The sequence below is a fragment of the Falsiroseomonas bella genome, assembly GCF_003173615.1.
GTDB classification, from domain to species: domain Bacteria; phylum Pseudomonadota; class Alphaproteobacteria; order Acetobacterales; family Acetobacteraceae; genus Falsiroseomonas; species Falsiroseomonas bella.
The window spans coordinates 701,206-725,720 of record NZ_QGNA01000003.1 but is presented as its reverse complement, the minus strand read 5'-3'; the positions used below and the strand labels follow the sequence as shown (position 1 = coordinate 725,720).

Sequence of the window (24,515 nt, the reverse complement as noted above, 5' to 3'; positions counted from 1 at the left end):
CAACTGCACGCCGCGGGGCGTCCGATCAAGCGGGGGCGTTCAGCGCGCCACCACGCTGATCCCGAGCCGCGCGATCGCCTGCGCCGGATCGCCGCCCATGGCCGAGATCTCGCCGAAGGCGACGGGCTTGGGCGGGCGGACGGTGATCTCCAGCGTGCCGGGCTGGCGGATGAAGCTGGCGACGGCCTGGCGGATCGGCGCCATCGGATCCTGCGCGGCCTGGGGCGCGCCCTTGGCCTGCGGCGCGGCGCCGCGCCGGCCGGGGGGCGGGGAGCCCGGCATCGGCATGGCCAGCGCCATCTGCGCCCATTGCTCGCGCAGCCGCGCTTCCGGCATCCGCTGCTGCCGCGCCTGCACGGTCAGCACGCGGCCGAGCAGCCCGTGGTCGCGCAGCGAGAGGCTCAGCCCTGCCAGCTGCGCCGCGGCGAACTGCATGGCGGTCTCGGCCGGGTCCATGGCGGTGCCGGCCTCCGGCGCCGGGGGCGCGCCGTCCACCTGCGCCTCGATGCCGAGCGTCGCGGCCTGGTCCCAGCTGACGCGGATCGGCGCGATCTCCATCCGCCCGCCTTCGCGCGGCACGCTGCCGCGGATCTCGAGGCCGCCCGCGATCTCCTGGTAGCCGAGCATCTCCAGCCAGTCAGCATAGCCGCGCGGCGGGATGATGCGCAGCCCTTCCGCCGCCATGCTGCCGCGCGCCACGCCGTTCTCCAGCGAGGCCTCGCTCAGCAGCCGGCCGAGCGCGAAGACCGGCTGCCCGTCCCAGCGCGCGTCGAGGCCCTCCAGGCTGAGGCGCTGCGGCGTGCCGGCCATGGGATCGGGCACCTGCAGGCCGCCGATCACCGCATCCACCGTGCCCGCGGCATCCACGCCGGACACGTCCAGGCGGCCGAGGCTCATCTCGATCTGGCCGTAGCCGGTGGCCGGAGCGGCGACCTGCAGCCCCTGCAGGGCCAGGGTCATGGCGTTGCCCGGCGTCCAGTCGCGCAGGCTCGCTTCCCGCAGCCCGAGCGTCACGCCATCGGTGGGGTCGCGCAGCTGCGCCCCCTGGATCAGGATGCGGCCCGCGCGGAACTTCTGGGGGGCGAAGTCGGCATTGTCGACCGGCAGCGTCACCGCCTCCAGCTCGATGCGGCCGAGCCTTGCTTCCTGCGGGTCCTGCTGCGTGCCGCGGAAGGCGAAGCCGCTGGCGGCGGCGGAGGCGACGCCGTCGGGGCGCAGCTCGCGCAGCGTGAGCCGTTCGAGGCTGACGGCGCCCTGGGCCGGGTCCTGGATGCGCGCCGCCTCGACCTCCAGCGCGTCGAGCGTGATGTTCTGCAGGTTGAGCGACTTGCCCTCCACCGGCACGGGCAGCCCGGCGACCAGCAGGCGCGCGACCTCGCCCGTGCCGCCCTCCGGCGTGCGGAGCGTGACGCGCAGCGCCTCGGCGCGGCCGAGCCGCGTCTCCGTGACATCGGCCAGGCGCAGCTCCGGCACCTCGAGCCGGCCCTTGCCGTCGGTCAGCACCACGCCGGAGAGGGTGGCGCGGCCGGTCACCGGGTCCACCTGCCGCCCGCCGATCTCGAGCCGCATCTCCGGCGGCAGGGCCGCGCGCAGACGCTCGATCGCCGCGTCCAGCCGGCGCTCCGCTTCCGCCTGCGCAAGCGCCGCGGCGCCGGCGACGAGCAGCACGCCGCCGAGGGCGTAGGCAGGGAGGCGATGACGCATTCCGGGCTCCATGTGCTTGCTTGGCGGGCAGAGTAGGGCGCGCGGCGCGGTCCGTCCAACGCGATGGCGCTTCCCTCCGCGCCGCGGCTTGCTAGCCTGCGGAAACGACCGGGAGATGAACGCATGATCCGCCGCCGCGCCCTGCTCGCCGCGCCCGCCCTGCTTGCCATGCCCGGGGGCGCCGCCGCGCAATCCTGGCCCGAACGGCCGGTGCGCATCCTGGTGCCCTTCGCGCCCGGCGGGAACACGGATGGTCTCGCGCGGCTCGCCGCCGACCTGTTGCAGGAGGCGCTGCCGGGATCGAGCTTCGTCGTGGAGAACCGCACCGGCGCGGGCGGGCTGCTGGCGGCCGAGCAGATGGTGCGCGCCGCTCCGGACGGCTACACGCTGATGATGATGGCCGTCGCCGTGCTGGCGGTGGCGCCGGCGGCGATGGCGCAGCCGCCGCGCTTCGATCCGGTGGCCGATGTCACGCCGATCGTGAACCTCGGCACCAATCCCTTCGTGCTGATGACCCATCGCAGCGTGGAGGCCGCGGACCTCGCCGCGCTGCTGGCATGGATGAAGGCGCGATCGGGCCGCTTCGTGTATGCCTCGGGCGGCGTGGGCAGCTTCCAGCATCTGTCGATGGCGTTGCTGCTGCAGCGCATCGGCGTGCAGGCCGAGCACGTGCCCTATCGCGGCGGCGCGCCCGCGCTGGCCGATGTGCTGGCGGGGAATGCGCCGATGATGTTCGCCAACCTGTCGGAGGCCGTGCCGCATGCGCAGAACCCGGCGGTGCGGCTGCATGGCGTCTCCGGCCTGCAGCGCAGCCCGCAACTGCCGGGCGTGCCGGCGATCGCCGAGCAGTTGCCGGGCTTCGAGACGATCACCTGGAACGGGCTGATGGGGCCGAAGGGCATGCCCGCGCCCATCGTCGCGCGGATTTCCGGCGTCATCGCGGAGGCGCTGAAGCGGCCCGATGTGCGGGCGCGCATGGACAGGATCGGCGCCGATCCGCTCGGCGAGGGGCCGGATGCCTTCGCCGCGCGGCTGAAGGCAGATGTGGCGCGCTGGAACGAGGTGGTGCGGGTGGCGGGGATCCGCTTCCAGTAAGGCTGTCTCTCCCTCCCCCGCTGTGCGGGGGAGGGCCGGGGTGGGGGCACGACCGACCCTACCGACCCTCCACCGTCACGCCACCGCCGCCGCGGCGCGCACCCCCTCGATCATGCTGGTCCGCAGCAGATGCGCGCGCGCCTTCGCCGGGTCCGCCGCCGTCGCGCGCAGCTCATCCAGCCGCGCTGCGCGCTTCGCCGGGTCCTTCTCCTCCAGCGTCTTCTTGTTGGCGATGGTCATGGCCTGCAGGAAGGCCTCGGCCACATGCCGCCGCTGCCGGTCGTAGCGGTCGAGCAGGTCGTCGCTGCCGCCATCAAGGACCGCGGCGATGCGCTCGGCGGCGAGGATCGCGTCATGGATGCCGAAATTCATCCCCATCCCGCCGAGCGGGTTGTTCACATGCGCCGCGTCGCCCGCCAGCAGCACGCGGCCCTTGCGGAAGGTGGCGGCGACGCGCTGGTGCACGGCGTAGAGGTTGGTGTGCACCACCTCGAAGGCGCCTTGCTGGGGGATCAGCGCGCGCACCCGCTCGCGCGCCGCGGCGCGGTCGAGCAGCCCGGCTTCGTCCGCCTCCGGGTCTGTCGGGAAGACGATGCGCCAGAGGCCCGGCGGGCCCTTCGCCGGCACCTTGAACATCGCGCACCAGGTCACCGGATCGGAGACGTAGGAGGAGATGGCGTAGCCCTTCGCGCCCATGTCCTCCGGCGTCGTGATCACCAGGAAGCGCTCGGGCCAGGTGAAGCCCTCGAAGCCGATGCCCTGCGACTTTCTTACGTTGCTGCGCCCGCCATCGGCGCCGATCAGGAAGTCGGCGCGTTGCGTCTCGCCCTGCGTCGTGGTGACGGTGACGCCTGCGGCGTCCTGCACGGCGCCCTCGACCTCCACGCCCCAGCGGATCTCGGCATGCGGATGCCGGGACAGATGCGCCAGCAGGATGCGGCAGAGCTTGTGCTGCTCGCATTGCAGGCGGAACGGGTAGGGCGTGACGTCCGACAGGATGGAAAGGTCGAACTCCGCCACCACCCCCTCCGCCCGGCCGCGGAACTGCCAGACGGGCGCGCGGATGCCCTGCGCCAGCAGGTCCGCGGTGACGCCGGCCTCGGCATACATCTCCATCGTGGGCGGATGGATGGTGGCGGCGCGGGGATCCTCGAAGGGCTCGGTGTGGCGTTCCAGCACGCGCACGGGCACGCCGGCACGCGCCAGGAACAGCGCCGCCGTCAGCCCCGCCGGCCCGGCCCCCGCGATGAGGACGCGCGGTTCCGCCATGCCCTGATCCTTTCCCGGCCTTTCGCTGCCAGGAAACTAGGCGGCGCGGGCGCCCTGCGGAAGATGTGGCCAAGGCTTGCCCGGCCCTGTCGGCGGCGCGATTGTTGCACCGCACAGGCGCCGCAACGCGCCGAAGGACCGGGATTCGGATGGACCTCGCCTACCTGGCCGAATGGGCCAACCTGCTGATCCGCTGGCTGCACCTGATCGCCGGCATCGCCTGGATCGGCACCAGCTTCTACTTCATCGGCCTGGACAACCAGCTCGACCCGCCGCGGGACGGCAACCCGCGCGTCAAGGGCGAGCAATGGTCCATCCATGGCGGCGGCTTCTACCACAAGCAGAAATACGCCGTGGCGCCCGCGGTGCTGCCGGAGAAGCTGCACTGGTTCAAATGGGAGGCCTACTGGACCTGGATCAGCGGCTTCTCGCTGTTCGTGCTGATCTACTGGGCGAATGCCTCGACCTACCTGGTGGACCCGGCGGTGCTGGACATGCCGCCCTGGCTGGCCGTGCTGCTGAGCGCGGTCATGCTTGTAGGCGGCTGGGTGGTCTACGACCTGCTCTGCCGGTCGAAGTTCGGCGAGGACGAGACCAAGCTTTCCGTCGCGATGGTGGCGCTGCTCGTCGTGACCGCCTTCGTCGCCTGCCACGTCTTCAGCGGCCGCGGCGCCTTCCTGCAGGTGGGCGCGATGACGGGCACGATCATGGTGGCCAACGTCGCCATGGTGATCATCCCGGGCCAGCGGAAGATGGTCGCGGCGATGCAGGCCGGCCGCGAGCCCGACCCGAAATACGGCCGCTGGGGCAAGCAGCGCAGCGTCCACAACACCTACCTGACGCTGCCGGTGCTGTTCCTGATGATCAGCCCGCACTACCCGATGACCTGGAGCCATGACTGGAACTGGGTGATCCTGCTGGCCGTCGCGCTGGCCGGCGCCCTGGTGCGGCAGTATTTCGTCTCCCGCCAACTGGGCCGGAACCCGCTGGTGCTGCCGGCGGCGGCGACGGCGGTGGTGGTCGGGCTGATGTTCGCACTGCGCCCGGCGCCGAACCCGGCGCTCGCCGGCATCGAGGTGCCGCCGATCGCCGAGGTTCATGCCATCGCCGCCGCGCGCTGCGCCACCTGCCACGCCGCGCGCCCCACCTTCGAGGGCATCGCCGCCGCACCCAAGGGCGTGATGCTCGAGACACCGCAGCAGATCCGCCGCTGGGCGGCTTCCATGCGGCAACAGATCGAGACCGAGGCGATGCCGCCCGGAAACCTCACCGAACTGACCACCGAGGAACGGACGAAGCTGCTCGCCTGGATCGCGGCTGGGGCGCCGGCCCAATGAAGGCGTCGGCTCTCACCACGCATGTGCTCGACACGGCGGCCGGCAGGCCTGCCGCTGGCGTGAAGGTGGAGCTCTGGCGCATCGAGCCTGGCGGCGCGGCGAAGGTGACGGAGCGGCTGACCAATGCCGATGGCCGCACCGACGCGCCGCTGCTGACGCCCGAAAGCTTCGTCGCCGGGCGCTACGAGCTGCGCTTCGACGTCGGCGCGTATTTCGGCGGCGAGGGCTTCCTCGATGTCGTGCCGATCGCGGTGAAGCTGGAGGCAGGGCAGGGGCACTACCACGTGCCCCTGCTGTGCTCCCCCTGGAGCTACGCGACCTACCGCGGTAGCTGAACCGCGCCGGATAGTTTGCGCGCGCGCCGGCTTGTCTCCGCGCAGACCAGCCGGCAGGTTTGCGCCCAAGGCCGCGGAGCGCACAGCGCGGCGGGGAGCGGGACGACCTCATGAGCATCACAGGCGCCGAATGGCTGGCGCGTAGCCTTGCCGCCTCCGGCCAGACCCATGTGTTCTTCGTGGATGCGGTGCTGCGGCCGACGCTGCTGGCGCTGTCGCGCCTCGGCGTGAAGCCGGTGCTCGCGCATACCGAGAAGGCGGCGGTCTACATGGCCGATGCCTATGCGCGGGTCAGCGGGCGGCCCGGCGTTGTGGCGGCGCAGTCGGTGGGTGCCGCGAACCTCGCCGCCGGGCTGCAGGACGCCTTCCTGGCGCGCGCGCCGGTGATCGCGATGACCGGGCGCAAGGTGGCGGCGCATCAGCACCGCAACGCCTATCAGGAAGTGGCGCATGCGCCGCTGTTCCAGGCGGTGACGAAATTCGCCGCCGAGGTCGCGGCGGCCGACGAACTGCCGCAGCGTCTGCGCCAGGCCTGGGCGGCCGCGGTCAGCGTGCCGGCGCGGCCGGTGCATCTCGATCTCGCCGGACTGCAGGCGGAGGTGATCGAGCAGGGGCAGGTGGCGGCGCCGCCCGCCGAACTCGGCGCGCTGACCGCGCCGCGCTTCCGCCCGGCGCCCGATCCGCAGGCGATCGAGCAGGCGGCCGCCGTTCTCGCCCGCGCGCGGCGCGTCGCCATCATCGCGGGCGACGGCGCGGCGCTGTCGGCTTGCGGGGCGGAGCTGCTGGCCGTGGCCGGGAAGCTGGCCGCGCCGATCCTGACGACGCTCGGCGCGCGCGGCCTGGTGCCGACGACGCATCCGCTGCATGCCGGCGTTGTCGGCAGCTATTCCGCGCCGCCGGCCAACCGCATCGCCGCCGGCGCCGACCTGCTGCTGCTGGTCGGCTGCGACAGCGGCGACCAGGTGACGCATGGCTGGCGCGTGCCGCCGGCGGGCACGCCCGTCGTGCAGATCGACGCCGATCCGTCCGAGTTCGACCGCAGCTATCCCGCAGATGTGGCCGTGCTGGCCGATCCGCGCGCGGCGCTGGCCGCGCTCGCCGCCGCCCTGCCGGATGCGCCGCGCGACCCTGGCTTCCTGCAGGATGCGCAGGCGCAGCTGGCCGAGTGGCGCGCGGAGATCGCGCCGCGCCTGGCGAGCGAGGCGGTGCCGATCGACCCGGCGCGGCTCTGCGCCGAACTGTCGCGCGCGCTGCCGGAGGATGCGATCCTGGTGGCCGACACCGGCTATTCCGGGATCTGGACCGGCACGCTGGTGGAGATCACGAGCCAGGCGTATCTGCGCGCGGCCGGTTCGCTCGGCTGGGCCTTTCCCGCCGCGCTCGGCGCGAAATGCGCCGCGCCGGACCGGCCCGTGGTCTGCTACTGTGGCGACGGCGCGTTCCACTACCACATGCCGGAGCTGGAGACGGCGCGGCGCCTCGGGCTCGCCGTCGTCGTCGTGGTGAACAACAACCGCGGCTTCGGCCAGGGCTGGCCCAATGTGCGCCGTGTCGCCGGCAACGACAGCGATGCGGCGGCCGAGATCCTGCGTTTCGGCGAGAGCGCGGATTTCGCCGCCATCGCGCGCGGCTTCGGCCTGCACGGCGTCACGGTGGAGCGCCCTGGCGACATCGCGCCCGCGCTGCGTGCGGCGCTGGCGCGCAACGAGACCACCGTGCTGGATGTGCGCACGGATATCGAATCGCGGGCCCCCGAGGCCAGCATCCCGGGAGGGTGAAGACCATGGCGATCAAGGTCGCAGTGATCGGCGCCGGCACGATGGGCCATGCCCTCGCGCTGGTCTATGCGCTGGGCGGGCATGAGGTGCGCCTGACCGACAGCTCCATGAGCATGCTCGACAAGGCCGGCGGGCTGATGGAAACGGCGCTGGCCTCGCTCGTCGCGCATGGGGAGGCGCCGGCGGAATGCACGGCCGAGTGGCTGCATGCGCAGGTCACGCGCCTGCCGATGCTGGCCGAGACGGTGGAAGGCGCCGACCTGATCGTCGAGGCGATCATCGAGAACCCCGAGACGAAGCGCCTGCTGTTCACGGAGCTCGACCGGCTGGCGCCGATGGACGCGGTGATCGCCTCCAACACCTCCTATCTCGATCCCTTCCCACTGATCCCGGAACGGCGGCAGGCGCGGTCGCTCGTCATGCACTGGTACACGCCGCCCTACCTGGTGGACCTTGTGGACATCGTCGGCGGGCCGAAGACCGATCCCGCGATCATCGCCTGGGCGAGCGACCTGGTCGCGGCGATGGGCAAGGTGCCGCTGGTGATGCAGAAATTCGTCCCCGGCTACATCGCGAACCGCATCCAGTCCGCCATCGCGGCCGAGGTGTATCGCCTGCTGGACGAAGGCGTCTGCACGCCGGAGGACATCGACACCGCGGTGGTGCATGGCCTTGCGCTGCGCATCCCCGTCGTCGCGGTGATGGCGAAGGCGGACTTCACCGGCCTGCCGCTGCTGCAGCACGCGCTGCGCAACGCCACCTACCAGCCGCCACCGCCGCGCAACAACAGCGAGACGCTGGACAGGCTGATCGAGGAAGGGCGCACCGGCGTGATGACGGGCGCGGGCTACTACGAGTGGGGGACCGACACGCAGCAGCTGATGGCCGCGCGCGACCGGCGGCTGGTGGCGCTGAAGAAGGCGATGCGCGAGATCGGCACCATGGCCGGCGCGACGCGGGTGCAGGAGTAGGGCCATGAGCATCACCTACGACCTCAAGGGCAAGGCCGCGCTCGTCACCGGCGGCGCCTCCGGTATCGGCTTCGCAACGGCGACGATGCTGGCGCGCGGCGGGGCGGCCGTTGCGATCAACCACCTGGCCGACGATCCGCGCGGGCCGGAGGCGGTGGCGAAGCTGCATGCGATGACGGGCGCCAAGGTCGTCTCCGCGCCCGGCAATGTCGGCGACGCGGCGGATTGCGCGGGCATGGTGGAGCGCGCGGTCGCCGATCTCGGGCGGCTCGACTATCTGGTGAACAACGCCGGCACGCCCGCCACGCGCACAACCATCGCGCCGCATGAGCTGGAAAGGCTGACGGAGGAGGTCTGGCACACGCTGCTGGAGGTGAACCTCCTCGGCGTGTTCCGCTGCAGCAAGGCGGCGGCGCCGGCGCTGAAGAAGGCGCATGGCGCGATCGTGTCCATCGCCTCCATCGCCGGGATCAACCATGCGGGGTCGTCCATGGCCTATGGCGCGACCAAGGCGGGCGTGATCAGCCTGACCAAGAACCTGGCGCGCGGCCTGTCGCCGGAGGTGCGGGTGAACGCGGTCGCGCCGGGGGCCGTGGATTCCACCTGGATGATCGAATGGACCAACGAGCAGCGCGCGAACTCCATCGAGAACGCTTTGCTCAAGCGCCGCTGTACGCCGGAGGACATCGCCGAGGTCGTGGTGTTCCTGCTGGCGGGTGCTGCGATGGTGACGGGCCAGACCGTCGTGGTGGATGGCGGGCTGACGACGTGATGGTGGACACCGCCCGCTTCCTCGCCGACCTGCACGATCTTCGGAAGATCGGCACCTACAAGACCGGCGTGCACCGCCCGACCTACACGAAGGAGGACATGGAAAGCCGCCGCTGGCTGATGGACCGCATGACGGAATGCGGCCTGGAGCCGGAGATGGACGGCATCGGCAACGTCATCGGCCGCCACAAGGGCGCCGGGCCGCATCTGCTCGTCGGCAGCCATATCGAGACGCAGAACCATGCCGGCTGGCTGGATGGCGCTCTCGGGGTCGTCTCGGGTCTTGCGCTCGCCCGCGCGGGCCTGCCGGTGGATGTCATCGCCTTCGCCGACGAGGAAGGCCATTATGGCGGCTTCATCGGCAGCCGCAGCTTCATCGGGCAACTCGAAGACGCCGAGATCGACCGCCTCGCCAACCGCTACCATGGCAAGCCCCTGCGGGAGGCGTTGAAGGAAGCCGGGCTGGAAGGCCGCCCGCGCATGCGCTGCGCGGAAGGTCGCTACAGGGGCTTCCTCGAGATGCATATCGAGCAGGGAACCCAGCTCGAAAGCGCGGGCCTGCGCGTCGGCGTCGTCACCGGCATCGTCGCGATCCGGCAGTGGAAGCTGGTCTTCACCGGCATGCAGGACCATGCCGGCGGCACGACGATGGCGGAGCGGCGCGACGCGGGCCTTTCCGCGATCCGCCTGCTGGCAGAGATCGACCGGCAATTCCCGCTGGTCTGCGGGCCGCGCAGCACCTGGACGACGGGGCGCATCAGCCTCGATCCTGGCGCAGCCAGCATCATCCCCGGCCGCTGCGAGGTGCTGTTCCAGCTACGCGACGTGGACACCGCGATCATCGCCCGCATGGAGGAGCGCCTGCATGCGCTGGTGCAGGAGAGCAACCGCCGCGAGAAATGCCCCTGCGTGCTGGAGCCGGTCAGCCTCTCCACCCCCGCGCTCTGCGACCAGGCGCTGCAGCAGGCGCTGGCCGACGCGGCGGAGGCGTTGGCACCTGGCGCCTGGCAGCGCATGCCCTCAGGCGCCGGGCACGATGCGCAATACATCGCGCGGGTGATGCCGGCTGCGATGCTGTTCACGCCCTCCATCAACGGCATCAGCCACCATTGGGCCGAGGACACGAAGGAGGAGGACCTGGCGCTCTGCGTGCGGGTTCTTGCCGAAGGCGCGGCGCGCTACCTGGCGGCGTAGTCCACCCGCGCCCAGCTCGCGCAGAACGCGGGCAGCAGCCTGCCGCCGAGCAGGGAGGCGATGGCCGGATCCGGGTCGCGCGGCGGCAGCGCGGCCACTGGCGCGGTTGCGAACAGCAGGATCGCAAGCCCGGTCGCGACCGGCGCGCCTCGCGCTCCGCTGCCCGGCCGGCGCAGCAGCAGCCATCCCAGCATCAGGCCGACCACGCCGAGCGCCACGAAGATCATGTCGTACGCGAGCGGGTTCGCCACGCCGATGCGCGCGCGGTGCATGCCGAGCACCCAGTGGTTCAGCACCACATCCAGGATGTGCCACGCGCCGAAGCCGATCCACGCCCAGGCGACCAGGCCGCGGCCGGCGCGCGGTGCCGCGATCCCTTCGCGATGCTGCCAGAGCAGCCCGAGGCCAAATACGGCAACGGCGTAGTGCGCCGCATGGAACAGCCCATCCCAGACCACATGGAAGGGCATTCCCTCCTCCGGCGCCCAGAGCGAGAGCAGGTGGTGCCATTGCAGGATCTGGTGGAACAGGATCCCGTCGAAGAAGCCTCCGAGTGCGAAGCCCAACAGGAAGGCGGGCAGGCGGAGTTCGTGCGGCATGTGCCGGCAACGCCCCGCCGCCCGTGGCGTTCGGCGACTACTGCGCCTGGATGTTGGCCGCGCGCACCACCTCGCCGAACTTGGCGTTCTCCGCCCGCATGAAGGCGCCGAATTCCGCCGCGCCGCGCGGCGTCACGCGCGCGCCCTGGTCGGCCACGCGGGCCGCCATGGCGGGGTCGCGCATCACCTTCAGCGTCTCGGCCTCGAGCTTCGCCAGCACCGGCGCCGCCACGCCGTTCGGCGCGACCAGGCCGAACCAGATCGCCATCTCGTAGTCGATCCCGGCTTCCTTCATCGTCGGCACGTTCGGCAGCGCGGGATGGCGCTCGGCGCCCGACACCGCCAGCGGCTTCAGCGTGCCGGCCTGGATATGCGGCAGCAGCAGCGGCACGCCCTCGAAGGCCACGTCGATCTCCTTGGCCAGCAGCGCGGTCGCGACCGGCGCGGCGCCGCGATACGGGACGTGGGTGATGTCCACGCCGGCACGCAGCTTGAACAGCTCGAAGGCGAGATGCGTGCTGCCGCCGATGCCCGCGCTGGCATAGTTCAGCGCCCCCGGCCGTGCCTTCGCCGCCGCCACCAACTCCGCCACGGAGGATACGCTCAGCTTCTGCGATGCGACCATGACGATCATGATCTCGGCGCAGCCCGCCACCGGCGTCAGGTCCTTCATCGGGTCGTAGCCCGCATTGGTGAAGAGATGCGGGTTGATCGCCATGGTCGCGGTGTTGGCGATGCCGATGGTGCGGCCATCCGGGCGCGCCTCCACCACCTCCCGCGTGCCGATCATGCCGCCCGCGCCGGCCTTGTTGTCCACCACGACATTCTGTCCGAGGCTGGCCGGCAGGCGATCCGCCAGCAGCCGCGCCAGGCCGTCATTGAAGGCACCGGGCGGGGCGGGGACGACGATGCGCACCGGCCCGTCCTGGGCGCGGGCGATGGCGGGCAGCGCCAGCGCGCCGCCGGCGGCCAGCAGGCCGCGACGATTGAGCAACATGGACCCTTCCTCCTTCACGGCTTCATCGCCGCTATGTCGTCGAGCGTGGCGCCGAGGCCGAAGCCGGGCGCGTCATTCGGCACCAGATCGCCGTTCACCGGCACGGCCATGCCGGGGAACAGCCGCGTTTCCTCCAGCGGGATGCCCGGCGCGGTGCCCACGAACATCTCGCCCATCGGCGCGCCGGGCATGGCGAATCCGAAATGCTGCCCGTATGGCGTGTTCATGCCCGCATGCGGGATCACCGCGATGCCGGCGGCATCCGCGATGGCGTGGATGCGCAGCAGCGCCGTCAGCCCGCCCGCCCAGGCGATGTCGGGCTGCAGCACGTCGGCCACGCGCCGCGCCGCGGCGTGCAGGAAGGGCGGCGGCATGTACCAGTGCTCGCCTGTCGCGAGCCCCATCCAGGGCAGGCGTTTCCGCAGCGCCTCCTGGCCGTCCAGGTCCTCAGGCGTCAGGCAATCCTCGATCCAGCGCAGGCCATGGGGGCGCAGCCGTTCCGCGAGGCGCACCGCGTATTCGACATCGAGCGCCATCCAGCAATCCAGCATCAGCTCCACGTCGCGCCCGATCATCTCCCGCGTGCGCGCGACGAGGTCCTCGTTGCGGTTGAGGCCTGGCAGGCCATCGGCCGGGCCATGCGGCAGCGGCAGCTTGGTGGCGCGGAAACCCAGCTCCATGTGCCAGTCGGTGTCGCCGCCCGTCGCGTAGCAGGGGATCGCCGGACGCGCCGGCCCGCCGATCAGCCGCCACACCGGCTGCCCCAGGATCTTGCCCTTGAGGTCCCAGAGCGCGAGGTCCACTGCGCTGATCGCATAGGCCGCCAGCCCCGCCGCGGAATAGGGCGAGGCTATGCGCGCCATCATGTCCCACAGCGTCTCGGTCGCCAGCGCATCCTCGCCGATCAGCAGCGGCGCCAGGTGGCTCTCGATGGTCGGGATCACCGGCCCCGCATAGCGCGTGATGCCGAAGCCCCATGTGCCGTCGCTGGCCGTCACCAGGCAGCCGACGCCCGGCCAGGTGGGGCGCCAGATCGTCCGGTCCACCTTGAAGCGCGCATGCCGCGCCATCGGCCCCGCGACCTCCGCGGTGCCGTTCCAGCTCGGCCGGCGGGGCTTCGTGCGCGGCGGGCCGCCGACCAGGTCGCTTCGGATCGGGAAGACCTGGATCGCGGAGATGGTCGGCATGGCGGCAGGCTAACGCGCCCGGCGCGCGGCGCGAAAGGGGCGCCACCTTCGCCGTCCTCGCGCGTTCATTGCCTCCGCGGCCCGGGCCGCCTGGAACGGAGGCTCGCTTGGCGCTTTTGACGAAGCAGGATCTGCGGCGGCATTCGCGCTTCGCCTGGCTCTGCCTGCTCGGGCTTGCGGCCGTGATCGTTGCGCTTTGGGCGGTCGAGCGGCGCAACGCCGCGATCGGCACCGCAGCGGCACTGGTCGGCTGCCTCGCCCTGATCCTTCCGCCACGCGAACGGATGGAGGTGCTGCCCTGGCGCGTCCGCGCCCTGCCACGCCGGCTGGATGCGACGCCGGTGCTCGCGACCGTGCTGGCGAGCCCCGGCTACGGGCTGAACTACTTCTATGGCGTGAACCCCTATGACGAGATCGTGCACGCGCTGAGCGGGATGCTGGCCGGCGCGGTCTTCGCCGCGTTGCTGCTGGCCGATGGCAGGCCGCGCGGGCCCGGCCGGATGGCACTGGCCGGCGCCGCCTTCGGGCTCGCGCTCGGCGTCGCGTGGGAAGTCTTCGAATGGGCCGTCGCGATCATCGGCGACTGGCGCGACACCTGGACCGATGTCGTGCTCACCGCGCTCGGCGCATCGGCCGGTGCGGCGCTGTGGCTGCGGGCCGGCGGCCGGCGCTGAGTGCGGGTCGCCACCTACAACATCCACCGCGGCTGGGGTGCCGTGGGCTGGTATCGCCCGGACCGCATCCTTGATGTCGTTGCGGAGCTGCGCGCCGATGTGGTCGCGCTGCAGGAAGCGCAGCACTGGCTCCGCCCCGGCGTGGACATGCTGGACGGGCACGCGATGGGCGAGGTGCTCGGGCTGCGGCCGCTGGCGGTGGCGGAGCAGCCCGCGCATCTCGGCTGGCGCGGCAACGTCCTGCTGGTGGCGCAGCATGCGCGCGTGCTGCGCGCGCCGGTCGGGCTCCGCCTGGGCGGGGCCGAGCCGCGAGGAGCGATCCTGGTGGAACTGGACCTGGGCGAAGGACCGTTCCGGCTTCTGGCCACGCATCTCAGCCTGGGAAGCGAGCGCCGGCGGCGCCAGGCGCGGCTGCTGCTGCAGGCGATGCAGGCCGGCGTCGGACCGGCGTTGCCGACCCTGCTGCTGGGCGACCTGAACGAGCGGCGGGAGGATGGCGGCGCGCTGGAGGTGCTCCGGCCGGTCTTCGGCGCGCCGCCGCGCGCACCCACCTTCCCGGCCTTCCGGCCGTGGCTCTCCTTCGACCGCATCCTCGGCGACCGGACCGGCCTGGTCTCGGCGGTGCGGGCGCACGACACGCCCCTGGCGCGCCGCGCCTCCGACCACCTGCCGCTGGTCGCGGAGGTGGATCTCGGCGCGAGACGGCCGGTGCTGCTGGATTAGTCCAGCAGGGTCGCCGCCACGCGCAGCAGGCTGCCATTCGGCACGCGCAGCGCCTCCAGCACCCGGAAATGGTCGGCCCCCGGCACCGGCACCAGCGGCCCCGGCGCATGGGCTGCGCTGCGCAGCGCGTGGAAGTCGCGCGACTGGCGGCACAGCTCCGGCAGCTCCGCGCTGCCATAGGCGACAGCCAGGGGCTTCTGCACGACCGGCCGGCGCATGGGGGAGAGCTCGGCGATCTCCTCCTCCGTCAGCTTCAGTGCGGTGTTCAGCTTGGTGTCGCGGATCGGGGCGAGCTCGAAGATGCCGGAGATGGCGAGGCCCGCCGTCACCGCCGGATGCTCCAGCGCCAGCGCCGTGAGGTGCCCGCCCGCCGACCAGCCGGAGACGACGATCGGCCCGGCGATGCCATGCTCCGCGCCATGCGCCGAGAGCCAGTCCAGCGCGGCATGGACCTGCCAGGCGATGCGCGTCAGCGAGGCTTCGGGCGCGATGCTGTAGCCGTTGAAGGCCGCGCTCCACCCCATCGCCAGCGCGCCTTCGGCAAGGTGGACGAAATCCTCCCGCCGGTTGCGCTGCCAGTAGCCGCCATGGATGAAGACCAGGCAGGGCGCGTGCGGGTCGCGGCCGGGGAACAGGTCCCAGGCTTCGCGCTGCGTGTCGCCGAAGGCGAGGTCGAGATGCCCCGGATGCGCCGCGCGGAAGGCGGATGAGGCGGCGTTGCGCTCGGCGACCAGCGCCGGGCTGTCGGCGACGGCGCCGGCATTGTCATAGGCCGCGTCGCGCTCCGCCTGGCTGGCGGTGGCCCAGAAGCCGGGCAGGGGGGTCATGCCGGCAGTTCCATGATCGGCTTGCCGGCGAGATAGGCCTCCACCGCTGCGACCGCGCCTTCGAAATAGGCGGCATAGGCCTGGGTCGAGACATAGCCGAGATGCGGCGTCAGCATCGTGTTCGGGCAGGCGAGGATCGGGGCGTCGGGCGGCAGCGGCTCCTCCTCGAACACGTCGATGCCGGCGCGGATCTTCTTCTCGTTCAGGGCGGCGATCAGGGCGGGCTGGTCGATCAGCGGCCCGCGGGAGGTGTTCACCAGGATCGCACCCGGCTTCATCCGGGCGATGTCCGCCGCGCCGACCAGCCCGCGCGAGCGGTCGGAGAGGATGACATGCAGCGTGATGACGTCGGCGCGGGCGAACAGCTCCTCCTTCGTCGCGTACTCCACGCCGGCCGCCGCGGCTTTTTCCGGCGTCAGGTTCTGGCTCCAGGCGATCACCTTCATCCCGAGCGCGGCGCCGACCTTCGCCACCGCCGTCCCGAGCTTGCCGAGACCCACCACGCCGAGCGTCAGCCCGCCGGCCGAGGTGCCGACCGTGGTCTGCCAGCGCCCGGCGCGCAGGCTCTCCATCTCCGCCGGCACGTTGCGCAGCAGGTTCAGGATCAGCGCCCAGGTGATGTCCACCGTCGGCGCGCCGGCGCCCGGCGTGCCGCTGACGACGATGCCGCGCGCCTTCGCCGCCGCCACGTCGAAGCCGCGGTTCCGCTCGCCGGTGGTGATGAGGAGCTTGAGGTTCGGCAGGCGCTCGATCAGGGAAGCGGGGAAGGGCGTGCGTTCCCGCATGCCGAGGATGGCGTCGAAGGGGAGCAGGCGCTGCACCAGCGCCTCGCGGTCCTTCAGCGTGTCCCGGAAGACCTCGATGGCGAGCGAGTTCGGCAGCCGGTCCCACGGCCCCATGGAGAGCGCGACGCCCTGGTAGTCGTCGAGGATCGCAAGGCGCTTGAGTTCAGGCATGGTCGTCCCTTCGGCGGTCTTTGCAGGCGATCTACGCCGCCGCGCCGGGAACCACCAGCGCCGCCGCGGCATCGCGCAGGCGATCCGGCAGGGGTTGCGGCTTCGTCTGCGTCGCGCGGTCCACATAGACATGCACGAAGTGGCCCTCGGCGCTGGCGCTGTCCTCGTCCTCGCGGAAGATCGCGATGCCGTAGCGGATCGAGGTGTTGCCGAGCCGCTCCACGCGCAGCCCGGCCGTGACGGTCTCGGGGAAGGCGATGGGGGCGTGGTAGCGGCAGAGCGTCTCGACCACCACGCCGATCACCGGGCTGTCGGTGAGGTTGATCGCGCCCGATCCCAGCAGGAAGCGGGCGACCACCGTGTCGAACCAGGAATAGTAGGTGACGTTGTTGACGTGCCGGTAGACGTCGTTGTCCATCCAGCGCGTCGGGATCTCCAGGAAGAAGCGGTAGTCCGCGCGGGTCGGGCGGGCCTTGCTCATGCCAGCGCCTCGGCCACGATCGTCTCGTCCACGCAGGCGTCGAAGCCCGGCGCGCGGGGGATGGCGCCGACGCCGAGCATCGCGGCCTCCAGCGTCTCGAAGGCCTCGCGCGGGAAATGCGGCGTGCGGCTCCAGATGCCGAGGCCGAGGTAGCGCGCCACCGCCTTCTGCAGGATGGCGCGGTCGGTGTCCTCGAAGAAGGGGGCGACGGTCGTGGCGATCTCGGCGGGCGTGGCGGCATGCAGCCAGCGCTGCATGGCGGCGATGCCGCGCACCATCGCGCGCATCGCCGCCCGTTTTTCCGTCAGCGCCGGGCGCGCGGCGTAGAAGGCGGTGTAGCTGGTCGGGCCGCGCGAGCCCTGGGCGTGCCACACATGCCCGCCGCGGGATTCCAGCAGGCTCACGAAGGGCTCGAAGAGCTGTGCGGCATCGAGCGTGCCGGATACGACCGCCTCTACGTTCTCCGCCATGCCGCGGCCCGTGACGGGGCGCAGCGCCGACACCGCGATCCCGGCGCGGCGCAGATCGTGCTGCAGGCACCACCAGGGGGTCGGCACCTCGCTGACCACGCCGAGCGTCACGCCGGCCAGGTCGCGCAGCGCGAAGTCCGGGCGCGGCGCGCCGCCGACCAGCAGGAAGGGATCGCGCATCACCACCGCGCCGAAGCTGACCAACTGGCTGCCTGGATTCGCCGCATGGTCGCGGATCACCCGCATCGGCCCGCTCCAGGCCAGGTCTGCCGCGCCGGAGAGCAGGTTGGCCACGGCGCGGTCAGGCTCGCCCACGGTCAGCAGCCGCACCTCCACACCCTCGGCGGCGAAGTCGCCGCGCGCGAGCGCCGCGTAGAAGGGCGTGTAGAAGATGGCCCGGAAGGGCTCCTGCAGGGTCAGGACGGACAAGCGGCGCTCTCCCGGATTTGCGTGGCCCGCAGATTGCAGCAATAGGGGCGTATCCGGAAACCGGGGGAGAAGCAGGACCATGACCATCCATCGCCGCGCGCTGCTGGGCGCGCTAGCCGCCGCGCCGCTCGCCGCACCCGCGCTGGCCCAGGCGCCGCGTCCGATCCGGGTGATCGTGCCGTTCGGCGTCGGCGGCCTGACCGACGTTGTGGCGCGCATCCTGATCGAATTCATGTCGCCCGCGCTCGGCCGCCCGATGGTGGTGGAGAACCTCGGTGGCGCCGGCAGCACCATCGGCGCGGCCGCCGCCGCGCGCGCCGCACCGGACGGCAACACGATCATGGTCGGCAGTGTCGGCCACACGGCCATGAAGGCGCTCTACGCCAACTTCCCCTTCGACCCGATCGAGAGCTACGCGCCTGTCGCGCTCACCACGCGCCAGCCCTTCGTGGTGGTGGTGCATCCCTCCGTGCCCGCGACCGACGTCCCCTCCTTCCTCGCCTGGCTGCGCAGCCGCAACGGGGAGGCGAATTTCGGCACGGCCGGCATCGGCGCGACGAGCCATCTCTCGGCCGAGCTGCTGCGCAAGCTGACCGGCGCAGGCTTCACCGTGGTGCCGTACCGCACCACGCCGCAGGGCGTCTCGGACCTCACCGCCGGGCGCGTGGAGTTCATGATCGACAGCCAGACCCTGCTGGCGCCCCTGATGGCGGACAACCGCGTGCGCGGCCTGGCCGTCACCACGGCGCAGCGCAGCAGCATGCTGCCGCAGCTGCCCACCCTCGCCGAGGCCGGGGTGCCGGGCTACGACAGCTCCGCCTGGAACGGCATCTACGCGCCGGCCGGCACGCCGGATTCCGCCATCCGCCCCATCGCCGCCGCCGCCGCGACCGCGGTGCGCGACCCGGCGACGAAGGAGCGGCTGGCGCGCGCGGGGGTGGACGTGTTCGAGGACACCTCGCCCGAGGCGCTCGCGGCCCATCTTCGGGTCGAGGTCGCCAAATGGAGCGAGCTGGTGCGGGCCCTGAACATCCGCGGCGGCTGAGCGCCGAGTCGCACCTGACAGATCGCCTCAGCTTTCGCCGCCAAAGTCCTTGATTCCGTAACATCGGCGGAAGAAGGCTTCGCCGCCGCGGGGGGCACGGCTATAGACGCCGAAAGCCCCCCGAGCCCGAGAAACCATTGCCGCGATGTCCGCCGCGCCCAGGTCCACCGGCCCCCGCCTAGAGCCCTTCCGGCTCCGCGGCGCCAATTTCAACCTGCTGGTGCTGCGCCTGCTCGATCATCGGGCGGAGGCGGTGGTGCCTGCCATCGGCGACCAGTTCCGCCGCGCCCCCGGCTTTCTGCGCTTCGCGCCGGTCGTGATCGGGCTCGACGACATCACCGCCCGGCCTGAGGAGGTGGATTTCGCCGCCCTCGCCCATGGCCTGCGCGCCATCGAGATCGTGCCCGTCGGCACCACCGGCGGCACGACGGAGATGCGCAACGCCGCGATGGGCGTCGGCCTGCCGCCGCTGCGCATGGCCGGCGGCAAGGAGACCGAGATCGCAACCGCCGCGGAGCCGGCCGCGGCGGCACCTGCGCCGCCGCCGGCCGCGCCCGAGCCGGCCACCCCCGCGCCGCCGCAGCCGCAGGCCGCGGCGAAGCCCGCCATGATCGTGGACCAGCATGTCCGCGCGGGCACGCGCATCTGGGCGCAGGGCACCGACCTGATCGTGGTCGGCACGGTCAACCCGGGCGCCGAGGTCATCGCGGATGGCAACATCCACGTCTATGGGCGGCTGCTCGGCCGCGCCATCGCCGGCGGTCAGTCGGCGAACGAGGCGCGGATCTTCGCCACCCATTTCGACCCCGAGCTCGTCTCCATCGCCGGCTACTACGCGGTGCGGGAGGGCCTCGGGGGTGCGCCGATCGGCAAGGCCGTCATGGCCCGGCTGATCGGCGAGCAGATGCGATTCGATCCGCTGGCCTGAACCGGCAGCGACAGGGGACAAGGCAGGGGGTTTGCATGGCGGAAGTCATCGTCGTCACGTCGGGGAAGGGAGGGGTCGGCAAGACCACCAGCTCGGCCGCCTTCGCCACCGGCCTCGCGCAGCGCGGCAAGAAGGTGGTGGTGATCGATTTCGACGTCGGCCTGCGCAACCTCGACCTCATTATGGGCGTCGAGCGGCGCGTGGTGTTCGACATCGTCAACGTGATCCAGGGCGAGGCGCGGCTGAACCAGGCGCTGATCCGCGACAAGCGCGTGGACACGCTCTCCATCCTCCCGGCCAGCCAGACCCGCGACAAGGACGCGCTGACCAAGGAAGGCGTCGGCACCATCATCGAGGAGCTGTCGAAGGACCACGACTACATCCTCTGCGACAGCCCGGCCGGCATCGAGAAGGGCGCGCTGCTGGCGCTCTACTTCGCCGACCAGGCGGTCGTGGTGACCAACCCGGAAGTTTCCTCGGTGCGCGACAGCGACCGCATCCTCGGCGTGCTGCAGTCCAAGTCGAAGCGCGCGGAGGAGAAGCGGGACCCGGTCAAGGAACACCTGCTCGTCACCCGCTACGACCCCGCCCGCGTCGAGAAGGGCGAGATGCTGAAGCTCGACGACATCCGCGAGATCCTGGCGATCCCGCTGCTCGGCGTCATCCCGGAGAGCGAGAGCGTGCTGCGCGCCTCCAACACCGGCACGCCGGTGGTGATGGACGCCGAGAGCATCGCGGGCCAGGCCTACAAGGACGCGGTTGGCCGCTTCCTCGGCGAGAAGGTGGAGCACCGCTTCCTGGAAGCGCAGAAGAAGGGGATCTTCTCGCGCCTGTTCGGGGGGAGGGCTGCCTGATGAGCTGGCTCGATTTCTTCCGTTCGCGCAAGCCGGAGCCGGCGACCGCGGACCAGGCGAAGGAGCGGCTGCAGATCGTCCTCGCGCATGAGCGCATCGGCCGCACGCGGGAGGATTTCCTGCCGAAGCTGCAGCAGGAGATCGTGATGGTCGTGGCCAAATACGTCGCGATCGACCCGGGCAAGGTGAACGTCTCGCTCGACCGCGGCGGCGACATGTCCACCCTGGCGATCGAGATCGACCTGCCCGGTCCGCAGGGCGCGGGACTCCGGCGCGCGAGTTGAGGGCGGCGTGACGGCCCTCTCCAGCCGCATGTGATAGCCCTCTCCCCCACTTATGGGGGATAGGGTTGGGTGAGGGGGACGCGCAAGACGACCTGACCGTCAGCCACCTGGAAGCCCCTCTCACCCCACCCTCTCCCCCCTATGGGTGGAGAGGGCTTTTTTGACCGTCCTATAAATTCGCGCCCTTCAGCGCCGCGATCACCGCGTCCGTCACCTCCGCCGTCGTCGCGCGGCCGCCCAGATCCGGCGTCAGCACCTCGCCGCGCGCCGTCACCGCCTCCACCGCGCGCATCAGGCGCCGTGCGGCGTCGCCCTCGCCCAGATGCTCCAGCATCATGGACGCGGTCCAGAAGGAGCCGAGCGGGTTGGCGATGCCCTTGCCCGTGATGTCGAAGGCCGAGCCGTGGATCGGCTCGAACATCGAAGGGCGCTTGCGCGTCGGGTCGATGTTTCCGGTCGCGCCGATGCCGAGCGAGCCGGCCAGCGCCGAGGCGAGGTCCGAGAGGATGTCGGCATGCAGATTGGTGGCGACGACGGTGTCGATGGTCTCCGGCTTCATCACCATGCGCGCGGTCATGGCGTCCACCAGCATCTTGTCCACGGTGAGCTCGGGGAATTGCGCGGTGACCTCGGCGCAGACCTCGTCCCACATCACCAGGCCGTGGCGCTGCGCGTTGGACTTGGTCACCACCGTCAGCTTCTTCCGCGGCCGGGTCATCGCCAGCTCGCAGGCGTAGCGGCAGATCCGCTCGACGCCCGCGCGGGTGAAGACCGCGACATCCATGCCGACCTCGATCGGCAGGCCGCGATGCGCGCGGCCGCCGACGCCGGAATACTCGCCCTCCGAGTTCTCGCGGACGATCACCCAGTCGATGCGCCGGCCGAGATCCTCGCGCAGCGGGCCGACCACGCCGGGCAGAAGGCGGGTCGGGCGGACATTCGCGTACTGGTCGAAGCCCTGGCAGATCGCCAGCCGCAGCTCCCAGAGCGTGATGTGGTCGGGGATGTCGGGCGCGCCGACGGCGCCGAAGAAGATCGCGTCGAAATCCTTGAGGCGATCGAGGCCGTCCGCCGGCATCATGCGGCCGGTCGCGCGATACATCGCGCTGCCCCAGTCGAAGGTCTCGGTGGTGAAGGTGAAGCCGCCATCGGCCTCCGCCACGGCGTCCAGCACGCGGCAGCCGGCGGCGATCACCTCCGGCCCGATGCCGTCGCCGCCCATCGCCGCGATCCTGTGCCTGCGCATGTCCTGGCCCTTTCCGTAGGGCGGCGGGTCTAACAACGCGGCGCGGTGACGGCAACGCCGGGAGCGGGCGCGCCGCCCCCACCCCGACCCTCCCCCGCAAGCGGGGGAGGGACTGAAGAGCTCAGATCTCCCACTGGAAGCCGTCGATCTTGATGTCCTGGCCGGTGATGAAGTTCGGCTGCTCCGCCGCCAGGAAGGCCACCACCCGTGCCACATCCGCCGGCTTGCCGACGCGCCCGAGCGCGATCTTCTTCGCCAGCTCCGGCCCGCGGCTTTTCGTCAGGCTGTTGCCGACCTCGGTCTCGATGATGCCGGGGCAGACGCAGTTGATCGCGATCTCCGGCCCCAGCTCCTTCGCCAGGGACCGTGTCATGCCGATGATGCCGGCCTTGGCCGCGGCGTAGGAGAACTTGCTGACCGCGCTCGTCACGCCGCCGGTATGCGCGTTCAGCGAGGACATGGACACGATCCGCCCGCCGCCGCCCTTCCTCATCAGCGGCACGAAGGCCTGGATGTAGTTGAAGCAGGACTTCAGGTTGATCGCGATTGTGCGGTCGAACTCCTCCTCCGTGCAGTCCAGGATGCCCTTGGGGTTCGCCTTGCCGGCATTGTTCACCAGCACGTCGCAGCGGCCCCATTGCGCCTCCACCTCGGCGGCGATGGCCTTCGCCCTGGCATGGTCGGCGACATCGGCCTCGAAGGTGAGGCAGCGCACGCCCATCCCTTCCAGCTCGCCCCTGGTGCGCGCCATCTCGGGTGCCAGCAGGTCCACCAGCACCAGGTCGAAGCCGCGCTCCGCCAGCGCATGGGCGCAGCCCCGCCCGATTCCGCGCGCCCCGCCCGTCACCACCGCGACCTTGCTCATCCTGGCGTCCCCTCTGCGTCTGCCGCCGCGCATCCTCCGCCCGCCTGTCCCCGTTGCCAACAGGGCCGGGATGGGCACATTGAGGCCGGAAGGTCGGCCCTCCGAGCCACCTTGCGAGAGGAGGCGGCGGCATGCGCACCCAGGTCGGCATCATCGGCGCCGGGCCGTCGGGCCTGTTGCTCTCGCACCTGCTGCACCTGGCCGGCATCGACAGCATCGTGCTGGAGACACGCTCGCGCGACTATGTGGAAAGCCGCGTCCGCGCCGGCCTGCTGGAGCAGGGCAGCGTCGAGACACTCACCGAAGCCGGCGTCGCCGACCGCCTGCACCGCGAGGGCCTGGTGCATCACGGCATCGAGCTGCGCTTCGACGGCGTCGGCCACCGCATCCCGCTGACCGACCTCACCGGCAAGGTGGTCACCATCTACGGCCAGCAGGAGGTGGTGAAGGATCTGATCGCCGCGCGCATCGCCGCCGGCGCCCGGCGCGATCATGCGCCGATCCTGTTCGATGTGGAGGACGTCGCGGTGCACGACGTCACGGGCAGCCCGCGCATCACCTTCCGCCACGAGGGCCGCGAGCAGGTGGTGGAGTGCGACGTCATCGGCGGCTGCGACGGCTTCCACGGCATCTGCCGCCCGGCGATCCCGGACCTCGCGATCTATGAGCGGGTCTATCCCTTCGCCTGGCTCGGCATCCTCTCCCACTCGCGGCCGGTCAGCGAGGAGCTGATCTATGCGCGCCACGCGGATGGCTTCGCGCTGGCGACGATGCGCTCCAACACGGTCAGCCGCCTCTACCTGCAATGCGCGCCGGACGAGGATCTTTCCCTCTGGCCGGATGCGCGCATCTGGGAGGAACTGCACCGGCGCCTCGGCTGCGGCGACGAGCTCGAGGAAGGAAAAATCTTCCAGAAGGGCGTGACGCCGATGCGCAGCTTCGTCTGCGAGACGATGCGCCATGGCCGGCTGTTCCTGGCCGGCGACGCCGCGCATATCGTCCCGCCCACGGGTGCGAAGGGCATGAACCTCGCCATCGCCGACATCCGCGTGCTGGCCCGCGGGCTGGAGCGGTTCTACGCGAGGGGCGAGACGGATCTGCTCGACCGCTACGCGGAGATCTGCCTGCGCCGCATCTGGAAGGGCCAGCGCTTCAGCTGGTGGATGACCTCCATGCTGCACCGCTTCGACGGCGACGACCCCTTCGAGCACCGGGTGCAGGTGGCGGAGCTGGACTACGTCAGCACCTCCCGCGCGGCGATGACGACGCTGGCCGAGAACTACGTGGGCCTGCCCTTCGAGGTGTAGCGCCGGGGCCGTCCGCAACGCGGGCGGCGGCGGGAAGGCCGGCGCGCGCGCCGATGTTCCGTGGAAATTCCAAGCTGTTCCGTTGCCGTTCCGCGACGATGGCCCGTTAACTCGCGTGGGCTGCAGGCGGATGGCACCGATGGGTCGCTTCCAGGCTCTCCCTGGCGCAGGCGCGTCTCGTTGCTCGTC

At 71.5% G+C, this 24,515-nt stretch carries 25 protein-coding genes; 14 read left to right on the top strand and 11 right to left on the bottom strand.

All coding sequences use genetic code 11. From position 1 onward, the window contains the following. Positions 1 to 39: 39 nt before the first annotated feature. Positions 40 to 1,704, bottom strand: a complete 1,665-nt coding sequence (locus DFH01_RS16050) for an aq_1923 C-terminal domain (RefSeq protein WP_109871443.1) — start codon at positions 1,702 to 1,704, stop codon at positions 40 to 42. 123 nt (positions 1,705 to 1,827) lie between these two features. Here DFH01_RS16050 and DFH01_RS16045 point away from each other — a divergent pair, with 123 nt between their 5' ends. Next, positions 1,828 to 2,799 (top strand): Bug family tripartite tricarboxylate transporter substrate binding protein, encoded by a 972-nt coding sequence (locus DFH01_RS16045; protein ID WP_158287785.1) that lies wholly within the window; start codon positions 1,828 to 1,830, stop codon positions 2,797 to 2,799. 75 nt (positions 2,800 to 2,874) lie between these two features. On the opposite strand, the gene DFH01_RS16040 is transcribed toward DFH01_RS16045, so the two are convergent. Beyond that, positions 2,875 to 4,068: an FAD-dependent oxidoreductase gene (locus DFH01_RS16040; protein WP_109871441.1), complete on the bottom strand. Its 1,194-nt coding sequence runs from the start codon at positions 4,066 to 4,068 to the stop codon at positions 2,875 to 2,877. Between the two features lie 149 nt (positions 4,069 to 4,217). On the opposite strand from DFH01_RS16040, the gene DFH01_RS16035 reads away from it, so the two are divergent. From DFH01_RS16035 to DFH01_RS16010, 6 genes are all read left to right on the top strand, one after another. Next, entirely contained in the window at positions 4,218 to 5,405 is a 1,188-nt protein-coding gene (locus DFH01_RS16035) for a urate hydroxylase PuuD (protein WP_109871440.1), read from the top strand. After that, complete coding sequence (gene uraH, locus DFH01_RS16030) at positions 5,402 to 5,740, top strand: hydroxyisourate hydrolase (protein WP_109871439.1); 339 nt, start codon at positions 5,402 to 5,404, stop codon at positions 5,738 to 5,740. The genes DFH01_RS16035 and uraH overlap by 4 nt, the downstream gene beginning before the upstream one ends. Before the next feature lie 110 nt (positions 5,741 to 5,850). Further along, positions 5,851 to 7,518, top strand: a complete 1,668-nt coding sequence (locus DFH01_RS16025) for a thiamine pyrophosphate-binding protein (protein WP_109871438.1) — start codon at positions 5,851 to 5,853, stop codon at positions 7,516 to 7,518. 5 nt (positions 7,519 to 7,523) lie between these two features. Continuing rightward, positions 7,524 to 8,489 carry a 3-hydroxyacyl-CoA dehydrogenase family protein gene (locus DFH01_RS16020; RefSeq protein ID WP_109871437.1) on the top strand — a complete coding sequence of 322 codons (966 nt, stop codon included), beginning with the start codon at positions 7,524 to 7,526 and terminating at the stop codon, positions 8,487 to 8,489. Between the two features lie 4 nt (positions 8,490 to 8,493). Beyond that, positions 8,494 to 9,261, top strand: coding sequence for an SDR family NAD(P)-dependent oxidoreductase (locus DFH01_RS16015; RefSeq protein ID WP_109871436.1), 768 nt, complete (start codon positions 8,494 to 8,496; stop codon positions 9,259 to 9,261). Further along, positions 9,261 to 10,454: a Zn-dependent hydrolase gene (locus DFH01_RS16010; RefSeq protein WP_109871435.1), complete on the top strand. Its 1,194-nt coding sequence runs from the start codon at positions 9,261 to 9,263 to the stop codon at positions 10,452 to 10,454. Before DFH01_RS16015 ends, DFH01_RS16010 begins: the two co-directional genes overlap by 1 nt. Here the strand turns inward: DFH01_RS16010 and DFH01_RS16005 are convergent. From DFH01_RS16005 to DFH01_RS15995, 3 genes are read right to left on the bottom strand one after another with little or no spacing between them, the layout of a single operon-like run. Continuing rightward, entirely contained in the window at positions 10,439 to 11,053 is a 615-nt protein-coding gene (locus DFH01_RS16005; RefSeq protein ID WP_109871434.1) for a DUF2243 domain-containing protein, read from the bottom strand. The genes DFH01_RS16010 and DFH01_RS16005 overlap by 16 nt on opposite strands. A 37-nt stretch (positions 11,054 to 11,090) precedes the next feature. Beyond that, the gene (locus DFH01_RS16000) at positions 11,091 to 12,050 is read right to left on the bottom strand and encodes a Bug family tripartite tricarboxylate transporter substrate binding protein (RefSeq protein WP_109871433.1); all 960 of its coding nucleotides are present in this window, start codon (positions 12,048 to 12,050) and stop codon (positions 11,091 to 11,093) included. Between the two features lie 14 nt (positions 12,051 to 12,064). After that, entirely contained in the window at positions 12,065 to 13,237 is a 1,173-nt protein-coding gene (locus tag DFH01_RS15995) for an enolase C-terminal domain-like protein (protein WP_109871432.1), read from the bottom strand. 107 nt (positions 13,238 to 13,344) lie between these two features. Here DFH01_RS15995 and DFH01_RS15990 point away from each other — a divergent pair, with 107 nt between their 5' ends. Beyond that, positions 13,345 to 13,911, top strand: coding sequence for a DUF2238 domain-containing protein (locus DFH01_RS15990; protein WP_109871431.1), 567 nt, complete (start codon positions 13,345 to 13,347; stop codon positions 13,909 to 13,911). Then, on the top strand, positions 13,912 to 14,634 hold the full coding sequence (locus DFH01_RS15985; RefSeq protein WP_109871430.1) for an endonuclease/exonuclease/phosphatase family protein: 723 nt from the start codon (positions 13,912 to 13,914) through the stop codon (positions 14,632 to 14,634). On the opposite strand, the gene DFH01_RS15980 is transcribed toward DFH01_RS15985, so the two are convergent. Genes DFH01_RS15980 through DFH01_RS15965 form a run of 4 tightly spaced genes read right to left on the bottom strand, consistent with a single transcriptional unit; the run spans position 14,631 to position 17,797 of the window. Continuing rightward, positions 14,631 to 15,461, bottom strand: coding sequence for an alpha/beta hydrolase (locus DFH01_RS15980; RefSeq protein WP_109871429.1), 831 nt, complete (start codon positions 15,459 to 15,461; stop codon positions 14,631 to 14,633). The genes DFH01_RS15985 and DFH01_RS15980 overlap by 4 nt on opposite strands. Beyond that, on the bottom strand, positions 15,458 to 16,417 hold the full coding sequence (locus tag DFH01_RS15975) for a D-2-hydroxyacid dehydrogenase family protein (RefSeq protein ID WP_109871428.1): 960 nt from the start codon (positions 16,415 to 16,417) through the stop codon (positions 15,458 to 15,460). Before DFH01_RS15975 ends, DFH01_RS15980 begins: the two co-directional genes overlap by 4 nt. A 31-nt stretch (positions 16,418 to 16,448) precedes the next feature. Further along, complete coding sequence (locus DFH01_RS15970) at positions 16,449 to 16,898, bottom strand: acyl-CoA thioesterase (RefSeq protein WP_109871427.1); 450 nt, start codon at positions 16,896 to 16,898, stop codon at positions 16,449 to 16,451. Beyond that, positions 16,895 to 17,797 carry an ABC transporter substrate-binding protein gene (locus tag DFH01_RS15965; RefSeq protein WP_158287784.1) on the bottom strand — a complete coding sequence of 301 codons (903 nt, stop codon included), beginning with the start codon at positions 17,795 to 17,797 and terminating at the stop codon, positions 16,895 to 16,897. Before DFH01_RS15965 ends, DFH01_RS15970 begins: the two co-directional genes overlap by 4 nt. Before the next feature lie 79 nt (positions 17,798 to 17,876). On the opposite strand from DFH01_RS15965, the gene DFH01_RS15960 reads away from it, so the two are divergent. The 4 genes from DFH01_RS15960 (at position 17,877) to minE (ending at position 20,908) form a co-directional block, all read left to right on the top strand. Next, the gene (locus DFH01_RS15960) at positions 17,877 to 18,842 is read left to right on the top strand and encodes a Bug family tripartite tricarboxylate transporter substrate binding protein (protein ID WP_158287783.1); all 966 of its coding nucleotides are present in this window, start codon (positions 17,877 to 17,879) and stop codon (positions 18,840 to 18,842) included. Between the two features lie 145 nt (positions 18,843 to 18,987). Next, positions 18,988 to 19,770, top strand: coding sequence for a septum site-determining protein MinC (gene minC, locus DFH01_RS15955; protein ID WP_109871425.1), 783 nt, complete (start codon positions 18,988 to 18,990; stop codon positions 19,768 to 19,770). A 35-nt stretch (positions 19,771 to 19,805) separates the two neighbouring features. Beyond that, positions 19,806 to 20,624: a septum site-determining protein MinD gene (gene minD / locus DFH01_RS15950; protein ID WP_109871424.1), complete on the top strand. Its 819-nt coding sequence runs from the start codon at positions 19,806 to 19,808 to the stop codon at positions 20,622 to 20,624. Next, the gene (minE, locus tag DFH01_RS15945) at positions 20,624 to 20,908 is read left to right on the top strand and encodes a cell division topological specificity factor MinE (RefSeq protein ID WP_109871423.1); all 285 of its coding nucleotides are present in this window, start codon (positions 20,624 to 20,626) and stop codon (positions 20,906 to 20,908) included. The genes minD and minE overlap by 1 nt, the downstream gene beginning before the upstream one ends. Positions 20,909 to 21,077: 169 nt before the next feature. Here minE and DFH01_RS15940 read toward each other — a convergent pair whose 3' ends face one another. Together DFH01_RS15940 and DFH01_RS15935 are read right to left on the bottom strand one after the other, a co-directional pair. After that, entirely contained in the window at positions 21,078 to 22,154 is a 1,077-nt protein-coding gene (locus DFH01_RS15940) for a tartrate dehydrogenase (RefSeq protein ID WP_109871422.1), read from the bottom strand. 121 nt (positions 22,155 to 22,275) lie between these two features. Beyond that, a complete protein-coding gene (locus DFH01_RS15935) occupies positions 22,276 to 23,019 on the bottom strand; it encodes an SDR family NAD(P)-dependent oxidoreductase (RefSeq protein ID WP_109871421.1) in 744 nt (247 codons plus the stop codon). A 131-nt stretch (positions 23,020 to 23,150) separates the two neighbouring features. On the opposite strand from DFH01_RS15935, the gene pobA reads away from it, so the two are divergent. Continuing rightward, on the top strand, positions 23,151 to 24,326 hold the full coding sequence (gene pobA / locus DFH01_RS15930) for a 4-hydroxybenzoate 3-monooxygenase (protein ID WP_109871420.1): 1,176 nt from the start codon (positions 23,151 to 23,153) through the stop codon (positions 24,324 to 24,326). The last annotated feature ends 189 nt before the right edge of the window (positions 24,327 to 24,515 follow it).